The organism is Nocardiopsis sp. YSL2 (assembly GCF_030555055.1).
Classification (GTDB): Bacteria; Actinomycetota; Actinomycetes; order Streptosporangiales; family Streptosporangiaceae; genus Nocardiopsis.
In genome coordinates this window covers 6,211,001-6,230,552 of record NZ_JAMOAO010000001.1, presented here as the reverse complement: position 1 = coordinate 6,230,552, position 19,552 = coordinate 6,211,001, and the positions used below count along the sequence as shown (strand labels likewise).

At 70.8% G+C, this 19,552-nt stretch carries 9 protein-coding genes; 3 read left to right on the top strand and 6 right to left on the bottom strand.

Annotated elements, in window-relative coordinates; all coding sequences use genetic code 11:
• Positions 1-7: 7 nt before the first annotated feature.
• The 4 genes from M1P99_RS27350 to M1P99_RS27335 are packed head-to-tail and all read right to left on the bottom strand — an operon-like array spanning position 8 to position 5,074.
• The gene (locus tag M1P99_RS27350; RefSeq protein WP_304455468.1) at positions 8-850 is read right to left on the bottom strand and encodes an ATP-binding cassette domain-containing protein; all 843 of its coding nucleotides are present in this window, start codon (positions 848-850) and stop codon (positions 8-10) included.
• Entirely contained in the window at positions 847-2,589 is a 1,743-nt protein-coding gene (locus M1P99_RS27345) for a dipeptide/oligopeptide/nickel ABC transporter permease/ATP-binding protein (protein WP_304455467.1), read from the bottom strand. Before M1P99_RS27345 ends, M1P99_RS27350 begins: the two co-directional genes overlap by 4 nt.
• On the bottom strand, positions 2,586-3,527 hold the full coding sequence (locus tag M1P99_RS27340; RefSeq protein ID WP_304455466.1) for an ABC transporter permease: 942 nt from the start codon (positions 3,525-3,527) through the stop codon (positions 2,586-2,588). Before M1P99_RS27340 ends, M1P99_RS27345 begins: the two co-directional genes overlap by 4 nt.
• Positions 3,528-3,553: 26 nt before the next feature.
• Positions 3,554-5,074, bottom strand: coding sequence for an ABC transporter substrate-binding protein (locus M1P99_RS27335; protein WP_304455465.1), 1,521 nt, complete (start codon positions 5,072-5,074; stop codon positions 3,554-3,556).
• Positions 5,075-5,296: 222 nt separating this feature from the next.
• Between M1P99_RS27335 and M1P99_RS27330 the strand changes: the two genes are divergently transcribed.
• A complete protein-coding gene (locus M1P99_RS27330; protein ID WP_304455464.1) occupies positions 5,297-6,028 on the top strand; it encodes a TetR/AcrR family transcriptional regulator in 732 nt (243 codons plus the stop codon).
• Complete coding sequence (locus M1P99_RS27325) at positions 6,012-8,654, top strand: family 78 glycoside hydrolase catalytic domain (protein ID WP_304455463.1); 2,643 nt, start codon at positions 6,012-6,014, stop codon at positions 8,652-8,654. Before M1P99_RS27330 ends, M1P99_RS27325 begins: the two co-directional genes overlap by 17 nt.
• A gap of 270 nt (positions 8,655-8,924) precedes the next feature.
• Here the strand turns inward: M1P99_RS27325 and M1P99_RS27320 are convergent, their stop codons facing one another.
• Entirely contained in the window at positions 8,925-11,033 is a 2,109-nt protein-coding gene (locus M1P99_RS27320) for a UvrD-helicase domain-containing protein (protein ID WP_304455462.1), read from the bottom strand.
• 216 nt (positions 11,034-11,249) lie between these two features.
• Entirely contained in the window at positions 11,250-12,911 is a 1,662-nt protein-coding gene (locus M1P99_RS27315) for an N-6 DNA methylase (protein ID WP_304455461.1), read from the bottom strand.
• Positions 12,912-13,269: 358 nt separating this feature from the next.
• On the opposite strand from M1P99_RS27315, the gene M1P99_RS27310 reads away from it, so the two are divergent.
• Positions 13,270-19,521: a protein kinase gene (locus tag M1P99_RS27310; RefSeq protein ID WP_304455460.1), complete on the top strand. Its 6,252-nt coding sequence runs from the start codon at positions 13,270-13,272 to the stop codon at positions 19,519-19,521.
• Positions 19,522-19,552 lie beyond the last annotated feature (31 nt).

Sequence of the window (19,552 nt, the reverse complement as noted above, 5' to 3'; positions counted from 1 at the left end):
GAGGGGTCTAGGAAGGAGCGGTCAGCCGTCGGCGCTCCGCACGCCGCCGTTCCTGGGCCGCGGGGTCGCAGACGGGGGAGGAGAGCAGCAGCCTCTGCGTGTACGGGTGGCTCGGCCGGGACGTGACGGTCTCGCCGTCGCCCTGCTCGACGATCTCCCCGCGGTACATCACCGCGACCCGGTGGGCCAGTTCGCGCACCACGGTCAGGTCGTGGGAGACGAAGAGGTAGGCGACACCGGTGCGTTCCTGGACGTCGATGAGCAGGTCCAGCACCCGCTGCTGCGTGGACAGGTCCAGCGCGGACACCGGCTCGTCGCACACGATCAGCCGTGGTTCGAGCACCAGGGCGCGGGCGATGGCGACGCGCTGGCGCTGGCCGCCGGAGAACTCGCGCGGCAGGCGGCCCACCGCGTCCGAGGGCAGGCCGACGGTCGCCAGCAGCTCCCGCACGCGCTCCATCGCCTGTCGGCGCGGGGTGCGCCGCACCGTCATGGGTTCGGTGAGGATGTCCCCGATCGTCATCGCCGGGTTCAGCGACGAGTACGGGTCCTGGTAGACCACCTGGATCTGACCGGTCAGCTCGCGGCGCCGCCGGTGCGTGGGGCGGCTGATGTCCTCGCCGTCGAAGAGGATCCGTCCGCCCGCGACCGGGGCCAGACCGAGCAGGGCCCGGCCGATCGTCGACTTTCCCGAACCCGACTCGCCGATGAGCCCGACCGTCTCGGCGGGGCGGATGTCGAAGCCGACGCCCTTGACGGCGCGGAAGGGCCGGCTGCGCCACCCGCGGGTCGGGTACTCGACCACCAGGTCCTCGACGGCCAGGAGCGGATGCTGCTGTTGCGCGTTCACGAAGGGGCCCCTTCCAGTGGCGGCCGCGGCTTCCCCTGGGGGATCGCGGCGAGCAGTTGTCGCGTGTACGGGTGCCGGGGGGCGGCCAGGACCGAGCGCACCGGTCCGGACTCGACCACCGCGCCGTCCGACATCACGGACACGTGGTCGCAGAGGTCGGCGACCACGCCGAAGCTGTGCGTCACCATCAGGATCGACATGTCCAGGTCGTCGCGCAGTTCGCGCAGCAGGTCGAGCACCTCGGCCTGGACGGTGACGTCCAGGGCTGTGGTCGGCTCGTCGGCGATCAACAGGTCCGGTCCGGCGGCGATGGCCGCGGCGATCAGTACGCGCTGGGCCATGCCGCCGGAGAGCTGGTGCGGGTAGGAGCGGTAGGCGCGTTCCGGGTCGGGGATGCCCACCCGGGCCAGGAGGTCGAGGGCGATGCGCCGCGCCTCCGGCGCGGACTTGCCGAGGACGACGCGCAGCGGGTCGGTGAACTGGGCACCGACCGTGAAGGCCGGGTCCAGGTTGGACATGGGTTCCTGCGGGACGTAGGCGATGCGCCGGCCGCGCAGCCCGTTCATCCGCGCCTCGTCCAGGCCGGTCAGCTCCTGGCCGTCGAACACGATCGACCCGGCGACGGTGCGTCCGCCCTCGCCCAGCAGCCCGAGCACCGCGAAGGCGGTCTGCGACTTTCCGGAACCGGACTCGCCGACCAGTCCGTGGACCTGGCCGCGGCGCACCGTCAGGTCGGAGTGGCGCACCACGGTCGTCCAGCCGTCGCCACCCGGGTAGGCCACGGCCAGGTCGCGCACGGCGAGCAGGACGGGGCGCTCGTCGTCGCCGTCGTGCTCGATCACGTCGGGTCTGTCCCGCGACGGCGGCCGCCACGGCTCGGGAGCGCGGTGGCCCCTCGGCGCGGAGGTGCCCTCCAGTTCGTCGCGCAGCGCGTTGCCCAGCAGGACGAGCGCCACCATGGTCAGGCCCAGGGCCAGCGACGGCCACAGCACCAGGACGGGGTTGCGCGCCATGGTGTAGAAGCCCTCGGAGAGCATCTGGCCCCACGTGGGTGTGCTCGGCGATCCCAGGCCCAGGAAGTCCAGGGCCGCCATCATGCCGATACCGGCGGCGACGACGCCCGAGGAGAGCAGGATGACCGGTGCGCGGACCGCGAACAGGACGTGGCGGACGATGATCCGCGGTGTCGACAGGCCGCTCGTGCGGGCCGCGTCCACGTACAGCTCCCCGCACACGGAGCGGACCGCGTTGTAGACGACCCGGTAGTAGATCGGTGAGAGCAGGGCGCCGAACACCGCCATGCTCAGCCACAGCGACGGCCCGAACGCCGTCCGCGCGGCCAGCAGGATCACCATGGCGGGCGCGGACATCACCAGGGCGGTCAGCCAGGCGCCGGCCGTGTCGATCCAGCCGCCGAAGTATCCGGCCGCCAGACCGCCGGTGACGCCGAACAGGGCCGCCAGCGCGGCGACCACCAGGCCGCCGGCGAGGCTGTAGGTGGTGGCGAGGACCAGCCGGGACAGCACGTCGCGGCCGGCCGCGTCGCCGCCGAGCCAGTGCTCGGCCGAGGAGGGGGCCATGACCAGGGCGGCCGAGGTCGCGGTGGGGTCGTGGGGCATGAGCCAGCGGCTGATGAGGGCCACGATCAGCATCAGCCCCACGAACACCAGGGACGGGGAGCCCAGCGGATGCCGCAGCAGCCTGGCCACCAGGCCGGGCGAGGAGGTGGGCGTGCTCATGACAGGCGGACTTTCGGGTTGAGGAAGGCTTGTGTCAGGTCGACCAGTAGGTTCACCAGCACGACGATCGCTCCCGTGACGATGACGATCCCCATGACGAGCGGTACGTCGCCCTGCGAGGTGCTGGTCAGCGCGATCGGCCCCAGGCCGGGGATGGAGAAGACCTGCTCCACGACGACGGCGGCGCCGAGGATGATGACGAACTGCAGGCCGAGCATGCTCAGCGCGGGCCCGGAGGCGTTGCGCAGCACGTACCGGTACACCACGCGGTTGCGCGGCAGGCCGCGGCTGCGCAGGGTCCGGACGTGGTCGCGCCGCAGCACGTCCAGCATGGAGCCGCGCACCTGTTGGGCCACACTGCCGACGGAGCCGAGCGCCAGAGCGATCACCGGCAGGGTGATGGACCGGAGCCAGCCGCCGACGGACGCGGAGGGGTCGGTGTACCCGGTGGCCGGGAACCAGCCGAGCCGGACCGCGAAGAGCAGGACCAGGCCCACGGCGAGGACGAACCCCGGAACGGCCTGGCCCAACACGGACAGGATCTGCACCAGCCGGTCGGGCCAGCCGCGCCGGGTGGCGGCCAGGGCTCCGAGGAACACCCCCAGCACGCCGGTCAGCGCCACCGAGCCCACGGTCAGGCTCACGGTCACCGCCAGACGGGAGAGGACGGCCTCGGTCACCAGTTGGCCGGTGAACCACGAGCGCCCCAGGTCCCCGGTGAGCGCCGCCGTCGCCCAGGCGAGGAACTGCTCCGCCAGCGGGCGGTCGAGGCCGAGCCTGTCCTCGATCAGCGCGACGGCCTCGGGGCCCGCGGACTGCCCGGCGATCTGCTGCGCGACGCCCTGTGTTCCCAGCCGCAGGGCGAAGAACGTGATGACGCTGAGCACGGCGAGCAGCGCCACACCGGACAGCAGCCGTTTGACGGAGTACGAGATCATGGTCGGTTCCCACTCATGCGCGTCGGTCAGGAGGCCGGGACGATGTCCCAGAGGTTCGGCGTCGCGTGGCCGGTCTTGTGCGTGGCGTCCGTCGAGTCGTCGGTGACCAGCACGCCCTGCAGGCGGTAGAACGGCGCGAACCACGCCTGCTCCACGAGGTACTCGTTCAGCTCACGCGAGGCGGCCGCCCCGTCCTCGCCGCCCAGGCGCATGCGCTCGGCGAGCTCCTGGACCGTGGAGTCCTCGACGTCGTGGACGTTCCACGCCGAGTCCGGGGCGATGGCCAGCTGGTAGGTCATCCACGGCAGCGGCTCCTGGTTCAGGGCGAACTGGAACGTGGCCCACTCGCCGCCGAGCAGGTCGCCGATGAACGTGGAGCCGACCTGCTCGGACTCGATGGTGATGCCGGACTCGGCGAGCATGCCCGCGACCAGTTCGAACTCCGAGGCGGGCCGGTAGGAGGTCTGCGGCTGGACGAGGGTGACGCCGTCCGGGTAGCCGGCCTCGTCGAGCAGTTCCCTGGCCCGCTCGGGGTCGTAGGGGTAGGCGTCGTCGAGGGCCTCGACGTAGGCGTCCGATGCGGGGCCGAAGATCTGCGCGCTCGGCTCCCCGTATCCGCTGTCCAGGGCGTCGAGCAGTGCCTGGCGGTCCAGCGCGTGGTTGACGGCCTGGCGCACGCGCACGTCGGCGACGGGTTCCTCCACCTCGCCCTCGCGGTCCGCCAGGATCATGCCCTTCCAGTTCACCGGGGCCAGGTGGGTGGTGTACCTGGCCCGCTCGGCGTCGGCGATCTGGGAGGTGCTGTTGAGGTTGGCGAAGTCCACCTGGCCGCCCTTGACCGCGTTGAGCAGCGCGGTGGCGTCCGGGTAGTGGTTCATGGTGATCGTCCCGTACAGCTGCGCCTCGGGGTCCCAGTAGTCCTCACGGGCGGTGAAGACGTAGCGGGAGCCGACGACGCTGGCCTCCTCGTCCAGGACGTAGGGGCCGGAGCCGACCGGCTTGACCTGGGCGTCCTCGGCCTCGAAGGTCTCCGGTGACGCCTGCAGGCCGGCGTTCTGGCTCAGGTAGGTGAGCAGGGCGGGGTCCGGGGCGTCCAGGGTCAGCTCGAGCGTGTCCTCGTCGACGGCCTCGGCCTCGGTGACCGCGGACAGGTTGGCGGCGTTCTCGCTCGCACCGTCGCGGAAGCGCAGGATGTTCTGCGCCGCGACCTCGGCGTCGAACGCGGTGCCGTCGCTGAAGGTGACGCCGTCGCGCAGTTCGAGTGTCAGGTGGGTCATCGACTCGTCGTAGGTCCACTCGGTGGCCAGTCCCGGTTCGACCCCGCCCTCGGCGTCGGTGCGCAGGAGCGTGTCGTACACGGCCTGGTGGTAGAGCGCCTCGTTGCCCCAGGCGGCGTCGGCGGCGACCCAGGTGGTCAGGTCGACGGGCATGCCGGTGACCAGCTCGTCCGACTGCTCCGTTCCGGAGTCGGATCCGCCCGAGCAGGCGGTGAGGGGCAGGACGGCGGCCAGTGCCACGGCCAGGGCGTGCAGGGGTCGGGACTTCATGGTGTGTCTCTTTTCGTACCGCTGTCGCGGTCGCCTCGGGAGTCGCCGGCAGCGCGCGGACAGTCTGGTGGTGTGGCGGTGCGGTGCTCGAGGGGACTCGGTTCGCCGGGGCCGTCCCCCGCGGACCGGGCGTGACCTGGGTCGCATCTCGAACTGCATGGAAGCTAACACGAAAACTTAAAGCCTTCAATGTTTTCGAGGTTTTCTTGCTACGCTTCCGCCATGGCAAGGCAACGAGGCAACTACAAGAAGACGGCCGCGCGGCGCGAGCAGATCCTCGAGGCCGCCGTCACGGTCTTCGCCAGGTCCGGCTACACGGCCGGCTCGGTCAACGAGATCGCGCGCGTGGTCGGCATGACGCAGACGGGGATCCTCCACCACTTCCCCGGGGGCAAGGTGGCGCTGCTGAGCGCGGTCATGGAACGCCGGGACGAGATCGCCCAGGGCATCCTCGCCGGGCGCGAGGGACGCCGGTTCCTGTACGGGCTGCTGGAGATCTCCCGCCAACAGGCCGCACAGCGCGGCATCGTGCAGCTCTACCGCATCCTCTCCGCCGAGGCCACGGATCCCGAGCACCCCGCCCACCGCTACTTCCGGGATCGCTTCCGCCTCATCAGCGGCAAGCTCACCGAGACACTGACGACGCTGCGCGACGAGGGCGAACTGCGCGACGGCGTGGACCCCGAACAGGCGGCGCTGGGCTGCATCGCCATGGTCGAGGGCCTCGAACTGCTGTGGATCAACGGCTTCGACATCGACGTGGCCGAAGGCGTCCGCCGCCACCTGAACATGCTCCTGACCACCGGGCTCGACGCGCTCCCCGCCCCCGTGGACGCTCCCGCCGACACCTCCGACGGCACCACCCCCAGCGCGTCCGGCGACCTCGCCGGGGCCCCCGGTGAGAGTCCCGCCGAACCCGACGAGAAGGACCCCTCCCATGCCAGCGCCCACTGACCCCGTGGTCCCCCCGGTCCGCGTCGAGCACCACCGCGCCCCCCTCGGTATCGGACAGGCCCGCCCGCGCCTGTCCTGGACACCCCCCGTCACGCAGAAGGCCTACGAGCTGCGCGTGGACGACGGCGACACCACCTTCACGACCGGCCGAGTCGACTCCGCCGACTGCGTCCTGGTTCCCTGGCCCGCGCCCCCGCTGACCAGCCGCGCCCGCCGCACCGTGCGGGTCCGCGTCTGGGACGAGCACGACCGCGTCGGCGACTGGAGCGAGCCCACCGCCCTGGAGACGGGCCTGATCGGCGACCCCCGCGCCGAGTGGACGGCCCGCATGGTCGGCCCGGCACCGCGGCTCACCCGCGTCGAGGACCCCTCAGCCGGAGCGCCCGCGGCCTACCTGCGCGGCGTCGTCGAACTGGACACCGGCCGCCGCGTCCGCTCGGCCCGGCTGCGCGCCACCGCCCGCGGCCTGATGACCCTCGACCTCAACGGCGCTCCCGTCGGCGACGAGGCACTGCACCCGGGCTGGACCACCTACCACCACCGGCTGCGCTACCGCACCTGGGACGTCACCGACACCGTCCGCGGCGGCGCCAACACCCTGCTCGTCCACCTCGCCGACGGCTGGTACCGCGGGTTCGTGGGCTTCGGCGGACGCCGTGAGATCTACGGCGCGCACACCGGAGCGCTCGTGCAGCTGGAGGTGGAGTACGACGACGGGACCCTGTACGTCGCCGGAACCGACGACTCCTGGACCAGCGCGGCCGGCCCCGTCACCCGCGCCGACATCCAGAAGGGGCAGACCCTCGACGCCCGCCGGATCGCGCCGCTCGACGCGCTCGACTGGCTGCCCGTCCAGGAGCAGGAGTTCGACCCCGCCACACTCGTGGCCCCCACCGGCCCCGCCGTACGGGAGACGCGGACCGTCGCGGCCCGCGACATCACCACCGCGCCGTCCGGCGCCACACTCGTGGACTTCGGCCAGAACCTGGTGGGCCGCCTGCGCGTGCGCGTACCGCGGGCCGAGGCCGGGACCCGCCTGTCCTTCCGCCACGCCGAGGTGCTCGAACACGGTGAGCTGGGCACCCGGCCGCTGCGCGCGGCCACCCAGGCCGACGAACTCGTCCTGTCGGCCTCCGAGGCCGACCCGCAGGTCTGGGAACCCGAGTTCACCTTCCACGGGTTCCGCTACGTCGAAGTCGACGGGTGGCCGGGCGACCTGCGGCCCGAGGACCTGGAGGCCGTCGTACTCCACACGGACATGCGCCGCCTCGGCGACTTCGCGTGCTCCGACCCGCTCCTGACCCGCCTGCACGAGAACGTGGTGTGGGGAATGCGCGGCAACTTCGTGGACCTGCCCACCGACTGCCCCCAGCGCGACGAACGGCTCGGCTGGACCGGCGACCTGCAGATCTTCGCGCCCACCGCGGCCTTCCTGTACGACACGGCCGGGCTGCTGGAGGGCTGGCTCGCGGACCTGGCCCAGGACCAGTCCGCGTCCGGTGTGGTGCCGCCGTTCATCCCCTTCGCCGAGCTGGACGACATGCTGCCGCCGCTCGACGCGGAGGCCGGATGGGGCGACGCGGCCACCATCGTGCCGTGGACCCTGTACGAGCGCTACGGGGACGCCGACCTCCTGCGCACCCAGTGGGACTCGATGACCGGCTGGGTCGACGCGTTCGCCGCGCGCGCCGGTGCCGACCTGGACTTCGCCTCCGGCGGGTTCTCCTTCGGCGACTGGCTGGACTCGGCCGCTCCCGACGACCAGCCGTGGGCCGCGCGCGTGCCGTGGCAGCTCGTGGCCACCGGCTACCTGGCCCGCTCCGCGCGGATCCTGGCGAAGGCCGGCGACGTGCTGTCCGACCGCGGTCCGCGCTTCGCCGAGCAGGCCGAGCACTACCGCGCACTCGCCGAGCGGGCCACCGAGCGGTTCCGGGACGAGTACGTGACCGCGACCGGCCGCGCCGCCTTCCCCGCCCAGACCGCCTACGCCATGGCGATCGTCTTCGACCTTCTCCTGCCGGAGCAGCGCCGGCACGCGGGCGACCTGCTGGCGCAGCAGGTGGCCGCCGACGACTTCCGCATCGGCACGGGGTTCCTCGGTACACCGCTGGTCTGCGACGCGCTCGCGGACACGGGTCACGCCGCCACAGCGTGGAAGCTGCTCCTGCAGTGCGAGTGCCCCTCCTGGCTCTACGCCGTGGCGATGGGCGCGACCACCGTCTGGGAGCGGTGGAACTCGATGCTGCCCGACGGCAGCGTCAACCCGGGCGAGATGACCTCCTTCAACCACTACGCGTTCGGTGCGATCGCCGACTTCCTGCACCGCCGGGTGGCCGGTCTGGCGCCCGCCGCACCCGGGTACCGGCGGCTGCGCGTGGCGCCGCTGCCCACCCGGGAACTGGAGTGGGCGCGCGCGAGCCACCACACGCCCTACGGCCCGGCCGAGGCGGGGTGGACGCGCCAGGGCGAGGACGTCACCGTCACCGTGACCGTCCCGCCGGGGACGGAGGCCGAGGTCCACCTGCCCGGCGCCGATGAGCCGCTGGTGGTCGGACCGGGCGAGCACACCTTCCACGCCAGGCTGCCGGAGGAGGTCGCGGCCACCAAACCCGCCGTCTTCGGCTGAGGGCCGACGGCCCGTGGTCCGGCCTGCGCCGGGTCCGCTGTGGGGCCCGCCCCGCCGCGTCCGGCCGTCACCCCCCATGGAGCGGTACCCGAACTGCTCCAGGCGGGTGCGTGCCCGGGCCAACTCCTCGTCCGCGAACAGCGGCGCGAACTCCGGTCGCAGCACCAACGCCTCAACCGTCAGGTCGAGCCGCCCGCGCTCCCACAGGTGAGCGAACCCGTCCGAGACCGCCGGGGGCTGAGCAGCTTGCGGGAGATGCGGGACGTGAGGTCAGGAGGGGAGAAGGCCTTCGATGAACGGACTGGGTGCCTGATGCCAGGACACACTGAGCCGCTCTCGCGCCCGGGTACAGGCGACGAACAAGAGGCTGCGCTCGCGCAGCAGGTCGACGGCGTAGGCGGCGGGGTCTTCTTCCTCAGGGGTGAGTGCGCCGGGCGCGGGGAGCCGATCACCGCTGACCCCCACCACGGCGATGCACCGGAACTCCAGTCCCTTCATCCGGTGCATCGTGCCGACCGCCACCGCGTCGTCCTCACGGTGGTCAGCGAGGGACCGCGCCTGGATGCCCGCCCTGGTGAGCGCGGAGACAGCCTGGTCCGCGATGCGATTGGACCTGGCCGCCACACCGATCTCCGAGGGCAGCACATCCGTTTCGATCCACTCCCGCACGGTGTTGGCGAGGTGGGCCAGCTCGTCGTCGGCGGTGGAGAACCCGAGCAGTTGCGGGGTGTCGCCCTGCATCTCGGAGCGGCAGCCGGCCACCGAATCCAGTCCGCCGTCCATGTCGTCGACGTTCTGGCCGTGCATGAGCCCCAGGCTCCACCCGAGGATCTGCGCAGTGGTGCGGTAGTTGACACGCAGTTTCGACGAGCGTCCGCGGACGTTGACGCCCACCTCGGCCAGGCTCATCCGCGGTCCGTATATGCGCTGGTGGGTGTCGCCCGCGATGAACAGGTCGTCGGTTCCCTCGGTGGCGGCCGCGCGCAGTAGGCGCCACTGCCCGGGGTGCAGGTCCTGCGCTTCGTCGACCACCACGTGGTCGAAGGGGCGTTCTCCGCGTTCGGCCAGCAGGCGGGCCGCCTCGTCGGCGATCGTCTCATGTGTCCACAGGGAACGCTCGCGCAACGAGGTGCGGAAGGCATCGAGAGCCTGCCACACCACCGCCTTGCGGCCCGGCCGCATACCCCTGCCCCGTCCGGTGCGCTTCGCCGCCAGATAGGCGTCGGCGGAGTCGACCCCGCGGGCGAGGACGACCTGTCGCCACTCCTGGGACAGGAATCCGGGGGGCAGTTCGGCCTCCAGACCCGCGGTGGCCTCCTCCCACACGTGGCGCTCGCGCTTGGGCGTCAGCAGGTCAGGCGTTCCGTGAGTCTCGCGGAACACCCGGTGGGCGAAGCGGTCGACATGCTCCACGCGCACACGGCGCAGGATGTCGCGCGCATGCGCGGAGTCATCGGTTTCGGCGAGGAGCCGCAGCTGTGCCTCCAGCGCCTTGGCGAGCGTGGACGTGAATGTGGTCAGCAGGACCCGGCCGCCTGCCCTGGCCAGCCGGTAGGCCCGGTGGATCGCCACCACGGTCTTGCCGGTCCCCGGGCCGCCACTGACCCTGGCGGGCCCCCGATAGGAGGCGTCCACAACAGCCCGCTGGGCGGGGTGCAGGTAGATCCGCCACAGGTCGAAGGGGTGCTCCAGGGCGGCCATCAGTTCGTCGGGACCTTCGACCAGCAGGACCCGGTCGGTGCTGCGGCGTACCGCGGCGTCGAGGTCGTCGGGGTCGACATCCTCCCTGAGGATGTCCGCACCGAGCTCCTGCCAGACCTCGTCCGGGCTCATCCCCGCGGCCAGGCCGTACAGCACGTTCCACTGGACCGGAGGCAGGAGCACCTGGGCGGCCTCCAGCTGGAACAGCTCGGTCAGGGTTCGGGCGAAGGACAGCGTCTGCTCGTCGACGCCCAGGCGGGTCAGTTCGGCATCGCCGACACGCTCGAACAGTCGGGTGGGGGTGCGGTCGGCGATGATCCGCAGATGCGCCATGCTCGCGTCGAGTGCGGCGACGTTGCGCAACTCGATGGCGCCGGTGGCCGCGTTCACGGAGGCCTTGCGGGTCTTGGCCCACTCGTAGGCCTTGTCGTGCGGCAGGACTTTGAGGAGCGTGAAGGTCGTTCCCCCTTCGGGAGCCAGGACCACTCCGCGCCAGAATTGGTCGATGCGGATCGTGCGGAACCTGCCATCGCGGGCTCCGGTGATCTTCTCCAGGTGGAGTCCGGTGTGTGTGGCCTGCTCGAACTTGCTGAAGGCCTCGCTCACGCGCTTTTGGACCGGCTTTTCCAGGGTGGCGAACTCCGTGAGGAAGTCCTTGTCGAGGGCGAGTTGCGGCACGGTACCGGTTTCTGTGCTCAGGGGGCGGGGCGCTCTCCAACCACGGGGGAGGACAGCGTGTAACGTGGATCCCACTGTAAGGAATGCTGAAAGCGGCGTCAACACTCTTCCAGGTTGGATATCACGCGAAAATCCGGGCGGAGGGCCCTCTGTGTATGCGGTGTGGACCAGAGGGCGTGGTCGGGTGCACCGCCCTGTGGCCTTCACAGCACGAAGTCAGGCGCCGTCTCCGAAACCGGACTCGCCGTCGGCCGACGGTGCGAGGTGCCCGCTGGTCAGTCCTTCACGGGCCGCCGAGCACATCTGCTCCGCCGCGCGCGACAGTTCGGCGGCCAGGCGTTCCACCTGCTCAACGGATTTGAACGCTCGTCCGTAGGCGCGCTGGGTGGACCGGTCCAACCTCGGCACGGTCGCGGCCCTGGCGTCGACCCGGAACGTTCCGCTCGAGCTGGTGGATCGGCGCGTGTTGGCCGGACTGCGCAGGAAGCCGTTGAGGAAGTCGCTGTCGAGGCCGTCGTCGGCCGCCTCGATCCTGCCTCCGGAGAGGCTGGCCAGTCCGCCGTCGATGAGGTCGGCCACGCGCACATGGGTGGAGGGCAGGGGCCCGGTCGCCGGGGACAGGGCGGGAAGTGCGTCGCCGAGTTCGGCCAGGGTCCGGGTCAGCCGGTCGCCGGCCTCCTCGAAGACGGCCATGACGTCGTCGGGATCCGGGGCCGCGTGGCGTGTGGGGCTGAGGTCGACCATGTCGTCGAGCAGGTCGATCAGGGGAACCTCCACCCGCGGATACTTCTCCGGGGAGAAGGGTTCGTCGGGGTCGGCCGAGGTCATGTCGGTCATCCGCACATGGGTCGCGGAACTGTTGCCGTTCGGCCGCCGTAGGATCCACAGGTGGACGGGCAGAGCGTGTGTGGCGGCCATTCCGGCCGGTAGGGCGACCACCTCCTCCAACAGTCCGCGGCGCACGAGCTCGGCTCTGATCCGGCGCCCGGTTCTGCGGTGCGCGGCGGCGGTGGGCATCGTCACCACGGTCTGCCCTCCCGGGGCGGTGTGGGCGAAGGCGTGCTGCAGCCAGGCCAGGTCGCTCTCGGCCTTGGGCGGCAGCGCCAGCACCCAGCGCCCGTCCATGAGCAGGCGCTCGCGGCCCCACTCCGTGGTGGCCGCGGGCGGCGTGCAGATCACCAGTGCGGCGGTGTGCCCCTCCCACTGGTCATCGAGCAGCGAATCGCCCACGCGTACCTCGGTTTCCCCCCGACTTGCGAGGCGGGCCCGCGCGCGCACGAGCCGAGCCGCGTCGGGCAGGACGTCCTGTCCGGTCCGGCGGGCATCGAGGGCGCCCACCGCCAACAGGAGCGTGCCCGTTCCGGTGGCCGGGTCGAACACCGAGTCCGCACTGGGATCGCAGAAGCACTGGATCGCACGCACCATCCTGGGGGTGGTGGTCACATCGGTGTCGGTGCGCTGCGGCGATCCTGAGAGCCGCTCGACGAGAGCGGCGACGATGCTTTGAGGGGATTCCGTCTCGGAGAGGGTTCGCAGCGCTTCGACGACCTCGCCCGGTGGTTGCTCTGGTGAGGCCCCGGCCAGGTGCTCGGCGGCGTCGGCCACACCGCGCAGTATCGAGTCAGGGTAGGCGCCGCGCAGCTCATGCCAGAGCCGTACCTCGGGGCTCTGCTGTCCGCCCTTGTCCTGGCGGTCCAGCCAGGTCTGGACCTCGGCGAGGGAGAAGCGGGGGCTGGCCGCCCCCTGGTCGACGGGGTCTGGGAAGTCGGCATGGCGGCGCCGCCAGTTCGACACGGCCGCACGGGTCACCCCGGCGATGCGGGCGATGTCGGCGGCGCTGACCTGCTGGTCATCGGTGAGCTGTGCGGGGACGTCCATGCCTGAACCGTACACGGAGGAGGCGATGGGGACAATCCTCGCGCGTTGGCGATGTCAACAGTGATTCTAGTGGGGGTGGCGCATTCGCAGGCGGGGTTGTGACGTGGGCTGATGCCTCCCAGGGTGAGGGGAGGTCGAAGGTCCCTGGATCGACAAAGCGCGCGTCTGAGAAGTTGGGGATCGAGGTTCCGCTTGCCCGTGACTTGCCAGCCGTGTATGTTGGCGGCGTTAACAGTTGATGGTGGCTGCTGGTCAAGCATGTGTGAACATGGGTCGCAGGGTGTTCGAAGCTGGGACCATGATGGTCGGCCGGACGACTACCGTCGGTAGCAGCCGGGCGCGAGGGAAGAAGGCGGACATGGAACGGCAAGAGCTGGCGGGCCGGTTCCGGCTCCTGGAGGCCATCGGCACGGGCGGGTTCGGCGAGGTCTTCCGCGCTGAGGACCGCCAGGCTCCGGACGGCGCGTTCGACCGGGAGGTCGCGGTCAAGCTCATCCGGCGTTCCCGGTCGGGGGCCTACGTCGACCCGAAGGAGAAGAACACCCGACGCTTCCTGCGCGAGGTCGACATCATGCGCAGACTCGACCACCCCGGCATCCCGCGGCTGGTGGACGGCAATGTCGACTCCTCCGATGGCGGTTACCTGCCCTACCTGGCGATGGAGCTCGTCGACGGCGTCGATCTGGGCGACCTGAGCTCGGAGGAACACCACCTGCCCGTCGCGTGGGTGGCCGCCATCGGCGCCCAGATCGCCGACGCCCTGTACGCGGCGCACACCAGCTCCATCGTCCACCGCGACCTGAAGCCGGCCAACGTGAAGATCGCGCGCGGCGGCCGTGTCAGCGTCCTGGACTTCGGCATCGGCCGGATCATCGACGACCCCGACCTCACCCAGCTCACGACCACCGACTCCACCGTGGGTACGGCGCGCTACATGGCCCCCGAACAGTTCCGGGGCTCCCAGGTGTCCGCCGCCGCGGACCTGTACGCCCTGGGCTGCGTCCTGTACGAGCTCCTCACCGGCACGCCTCCCTTCAGCGGCGCGGGCCACCTCGAACTCGGACCCAAGCACCTGAACGACCCCGTCCCCCTGATCACGCTCATGCGCCGTGACCTCCCCACCGGCCTGGTACGCCTCATCGAGCAGTTGCTGGAGAAGGACCCTGCTCACCGCCCCGTGAACGCCGCCGAGGTGAGGGACGCCCTCCTGCCCCTGGCCCGCGCGCACGTCTCCGTCGAGGGCTGGGACGACTACGACCCCACCATGTCCCTCCCCGCCTCCGGGACGATGTCCCCCCGTCCACGGCCGGGCGGCATGTCCGCCCCCGCCGAACCGACCGCACCCTCCAACGTCATGGACGTCTTCCACGTCCACGACACCCTCATCAGCGACTACCGCGCCTTCACCGAGGGCGGTACGGTCCTGCGCGACGAACGCGTCGTCGAACTCCTGCGCAACGACATGGACGCCAAGTCCCAGTGGCCGGACCCGTGGCTGTCCCTCAACCCGTTCTTCGCCTCCGGCGGCACTGTCCCCGAACTGGTCGGCGCAGGGCTGCTGCACGCAGAGTGCGCGAGCATCTTCCAGGACAAGAAGAGGGAGAACAGCACGGTCTGCGACGGCCGTCCGCTCTCTCTGCACCGCCACCAGCGAGAGGCCGTCGAAGCCGCCCAGAGCGGAAAGTCCTACGTTCTGACCACCGGGACCGGATCCGGAAAGTCCCTGGGCTACATCGTCCCCATCGTCGACCGCGTCCTGCGCGAACGCGAGCAGGAGAAGCAGCAGGGCCGCTCACCGGCCAAGCGGGTACGCGCCATCGTCGTCTACCCGATGAACGCCCTCGCCAACAGCCAGGTCAAGGAACTGGAGAAGTTCCTCACCCACGGCTACGGAAAGGGGCGCGAGCCCGTCACCTTCGCCCGCTACACCGGCCAGGAGGGCGAGAACCGGCGCAAGGAGATCCGGGACGACCCGCCGGACATCCTGCTCACCAACTACGTCATGCTCGAGCTCATGCTCACCCGCCCCGGCGAGCGCGACACCCTCGTCAAGATGGCGCGCGGCCTGGAGTTCCTCGTCTTCGACGAACTGCACACCTACCGCGGCCGCCAGGGCGCCGACGTCGCCCTGCTCATCCGCCGCGTACGCCAGGCCTGTGAGTCTCCGGATGCCCAGTGCGTGGGCACCTCCGCCACCATGTCCTCCGAGGGCACCGCCGACGACCAGAAGCGCGTGGTGGCCGACGTCGCCACCAAGGTCTTCGGCGACGAGGTCAGTCCCGACAACGTCATCACCGAGACACTGATCCGCGCCACCGAGGAGGCCCCCGACCGGGTGCCGCCCGAGCTGCTCTCCCGCCGGGAGGCTCCGGCCACCTACAACGAGCTCTACAGTGACCCCCTGGCCCGGTGGATCGAGAGCACGTTCGGCCTGGACACCGACGAGTCCGGTCGCCTCGTGCGCCGCAGGCCCACCACCGTGGAGGCCGCGGCCCAGGAACTGTCGAAGTCCACCGGCGTCCCGGCCGACCAGTGCGTCGCCGCGATCCGCCGCACCCTGGAAGCCGGTGCCCAGGCGGTCAACCCGATCAACCGCCGCCCCCTGTTCGCCTTCCGCCTCCACCAGTTCCTCTCCAAGGGCGACACGGTCTACGCCACCCTGGAGCACCCCGAGGCGCGCCACCTGACCCGCGACTACCAGCTCGAGGAACCCGGATCGGACGGGAAGATCCTCCTTCCGCTGGCCTTCTGCCGTGAGTGCGGCCAGGAGTACATGTCGGTGTGGCGCAAGCAGAGCGACCAGGCCGTCGTCTACCAGTCCAGGCGGGGCACCCTCGAAACCGTCGACGACGCCACCGAGGGCTACCTGTTCGTCTCCCCGGACCGCCCCTGGCCCGGAACGACCGACGAGGTGATCGACCAGCGCCTGCTGCCCGACTCCTGGCTGGAGGGCGACGAACACGACCAGGACCGGATCCGGACCTCCTTCCAGGGCCGCGTACCGCGTTCGGTCACCGTCGACGTGCGCGGTCGGGAGGGCATGGGGAACCTGGCGGCCGCGTTCATCCCCGCCCCGTTCCTGTTCTGCCTGCACTGCGGGGTCAGCTATGAGCAGACCCGTGGAAGCGACTTCGCCAAGCTCGCCACCCTCGACCAGGAAGGGCGCTCCTCGGCGACCTCGCTGATCTCCGGCTCCATCGTGCGCTCGCTGACCTCGGTCCCGGCCGAAGCGCTGCCCAAGCGGGCACGCAAGCTGCTGACCTTCGTCGACAACCGCCAGGACGCCTCCCTCCAGGCCGGCCACTTCAACGACTTCGTCCAGGTCACCCAGTTGCGCAGTGCCCTGTACCGTGCGCTGGAGCAGGCCGCCGACGACGGCCTCACCCACGAGCACCTGGCGGCGCGCGTCACCGAGGTCATGGGTCTGGGACCGGAGGACTACGCCAAGAACCCCGACCAGGCGCCCTTCCTCCTCCAACAGGCCGCGGGCGCACTGCGCGACGTCATCGCCTTCCGCCTGTACCGGGACCTGGAACGCGGCTGGCGCGTGACCATGCCCAACCTGGAACAGACCGGCCTGCTCGGCGTCGACTACGCCGGCCTGGACTGGCTCGCCGAGCGGGAGGAGCGGTGGGAGAAAGCCGATCCCCTCCTGCGGACCCTCGACGTCGCCCAGCGCCGCGAGGCCATGCGGGTCCTCCTGGACGAACTGCGCCGGGGCCTGGCCATCGACGTCCAGTACTTCCGCGACGACTTCGACTCCTTCCGCCGTTCCAGCGAAGAACGGCTGGACGGCCCGTGGGTGCTGTCGGACAACGACAAGCCCAAGGTCGGCACCGCCTACCCCGGCCCCTCCCGCCCCGGCCTGAGTCGCTCCTCCCTGTTCCTGTCCGGACGCGGCAAATTCGGCCGGTTCCTGCGCCGCCGCTACTTCGACCACCTGGACAAGGAGGAGAAGACGCCCCAGATCCTGCAGAAGATCATCGCCGACCTGTTCAAGGTCCTGGTCAAAGGCGGCCAGCTCACCGAGGTCGTCGACGCGCCCCCGCGTCGTGGCCCCCGCTTCCAGCGCCGCGACGACGCCGTCACCGGCTACCGGGTCTCGGCGGCCTGCCTGGTGTGGCGCAAGGGCGACGGGAGGGTCGGCGTGCACGACCCGCTCACCCGCACCTACGCCTCGGGAGAGGGGCCGCGCGTCAACGAGTTCTTCCGGGACCTGTACCGAGACGCGGCCCGCGCGTTCACCGGAATGGTCGCCCGAGAGCACACCGCCCAGGTCACGCCGGACGAGCGCGAGCGGAGGGAACAGCAGTTCAGCGACGCCGAGCTGAAGCTGCTGTACTGCTCGCCCACCATGGAGCTGGGGGTGGACATCAAGGACCTCAACGCGGTCATGATGCGCAACGTCCCGCCCACTCCGGCCAACTACGCACAGCGCAGCGGCCGCGCGGGCCGAAGCGGTCAGCCGGCCCTGGTCACCACCTACTGCGCGACGGGCAACAGCCACGACCAGTACTACTTCCGCCGCTCCGCCAAGATGGTCTCCGGTGTGGTGCAGGCGCCCCGCCTGGATCTGGCCAACGAGGACCTCTTCCTGGCCCACCTGCAGGCGATCTGGCTCGCGGAGACCGCTCTGAAGCTCGGCGGTGCCATCCCCGACGTCATCGACCCCTCCTACGACACCGCCCAACGCGTCCCCGCACCGGAGCTGCGCCTGCGCGACACGGTCCGCCGCGCCATCCACGAGACCGAAGCCCAGCGGCGCACGGTCATCGCCGCCCGCGAGGTCTTCAAGGACGTCTTCCCCGACCTCAAGCGACTGGTGTGGTGGGACGACTCCTGGCTGGAGCGCAAGGTCCGCACCGCCCCCGAACGGTTCGACAACGCCTTCGACCGCTGGCGGGACCTGTTCACGGCCGCGCTGATCGACCGCGAAGAGCAGCACCGCCGCATCCGCGACACCAGCCTCACCGAACGCGACAAGGCCCAGGCCCAGCGCCGCCGCCGCGAAGCCGAGACCCAGCTCAACCTGCTGGAGAACAACAGCCAGGACAGCAAGTCCCTGCTCAGCGACTTCAACCCCTACCGTTACCTGGCCAGTGAGGGCTTCCTGCCCGGCTACTCGTTCCCGCGCCTGCCACTGGCCGCCTACATTCCCGTCACCGGCCGCCGCTTCGCCGAGGACGGCGACTTCCTGCAGCGGCCGCGCTTCGTGGCCGTCCGCGAGTTCGGCCCCGGTGCCCTCATCTACCACGAGGGGTCCCGGTACCAGGTGACGCGTATCCAGCTTCCCCCGGAATCCAGCGGGGAGCTGACGACCTCCAAGGCCTTCCGGTGCGATCACTGCGGTTACCACCACGCCGAGGAGTTGAAGAAGGACAAGTGCGACCTGTGCGGTGAGAAGCTGCACGCCTCCTACGGCCTCCTGCAGATGCACACCGTCTACACCACCAAGCGCGAGCGGATCTCCTCGGACGAGGAGGAGCGCCGCCGTGCCGGGTTCCGCCTGGTGACCTCCTACCGGTTCGCCGACCACGGCGAGCGCGTAGGCCGACAGGACGCCGAGGTCTCCGACGCCCGCGGACGGCTGGCCACCCTCCACTACGGCGACTCCGCGACCGTGCGCGTCACCAACCTGGGTCGGCTGCGCGTCAAGGACAAGAGCGCCCCCGACGGTTTCTGGCTCGACCCGGCCACCGGCAAGTGGCTCAACGAGCAGGACGCCAAGAAAGCGGTGGGCGACTCGGCGGACCTGCCCCTCATCGAGGACGGCGGGGAGGAGCGCGGCCGCAAGAAGCTGGTCATCCCCTACGTCGAGGACCGCCGCAACATCGTCACGCTGCATCTGGGCGCGGGGCTGCCCCAGGAGCAGGCGCTGACGCTCATGTACGCCTTGGAGCGCGGCATCGAGACCGCCTTCGAGCTGGAGGACGCCGAGCTGACCAGCGAGCTGCTGCCGCCGAACGAGGGGCCCCGGGATCGGATGCTGTTCACCGAGGCAGCGGAGGGCGGTGCCGGCGTCCTCCGCCAGATCCAGGCCAACCCCGGCTACCTGGCCGAAGCGGCCCGGACCGCCCTGGCCATCTGCCACATGGACGAGGACGGCGTCGACGTCGACAAGGCCTGCGCCCGAGGCTGCTACGACTGCCTGCTCACCTACGGCAACCAGCGGCACCACCAGCTCATCGACCGCCGGATGATCCGCGACCTGCTCCTGCGGCTGGCCGACTCCGAGACCCTCCCCACCGGGCAGGGGGTCTCCCGCACCGAGCAGATGAGCGTCCTGAAGGACGAGTCCGACACCGACCTCGAACGCGCGTTCATCGAGTTCCTCAAGGAGAACGGCTACCGCATGCCGGACGCCGGACAGGTGTTCGTCGAGGAGGCCTCCGCACGACCCGACTTCGTCTACCGTCTCGCTGGAGCGCAGGTGGCGGTGTTCGTCGACGGCCCCGTACACCAGGACCCGTATGTGGCCCAGCGCGACGGCGAGGCCGCCGAACGCCTGGAGGACTACGGCTGGGAGGTCGTCCGCGTGCCCCACGACGCCGACTGGCGCCTCATCACGCAGCGCCACGAGTACGTCTTCGGCTCCGGAAGCCGCCGCTGACCCGCCCCCCGCAATGAACTTGGAGACGCTT

Coding starts and splice junctions, on each gene's coding strand:
- M1P99_RS27345 (WP_304455467.1), bottom strand. CDS start 2,589: ATGAGCACGCCCACCTCCTCGCCCGGCCTGGTGGCCAGGCTGCTGCGG.
- M1P99_RS27340 (WP_304455466.1), bottom strand. CDS start 3,527: ATGATCTCGTACTCCGTCAAACGGCTGCTGTCCGGTGTGGCGCTGCTC.
- M1P99_RS27335 (WP_304455465.1), bottom strand. CDS start 5,074: ATGAAGTCCCGACCCCTGCACGCCCTGGCCGTGGCACTGGCCGCCGTC.
- M1P99_RS27330 (WP_304455464.1), top strand. CDS start 5,297: ATGGCAAGGCAACGAGGCAACTACAAGAAGACGGCCGCGCGGCGCGAG.
- M1P99_RS27325 (WP_304455463.1), top strand. CDS start 6,012: ATGCCAGCGCCCACTGACCCCGTGGTCCCCCCGGTCCGCGTCGAGCAC.
- M1P99_RS27315 (WP_304455461.1), bottom strand. CDS start 12,911: ATGGACGTCCCCGCACAGCTCACCGATGACCAGCAGGTCAGCGCCGCC.
- M1P99_RS27310 (WP_304455460.1), top strand. CDS start 13,270: ATGGAACGGCAAGAGCTGGCGGGCCGGTTCCGGCTCCTGGAGGCCATC.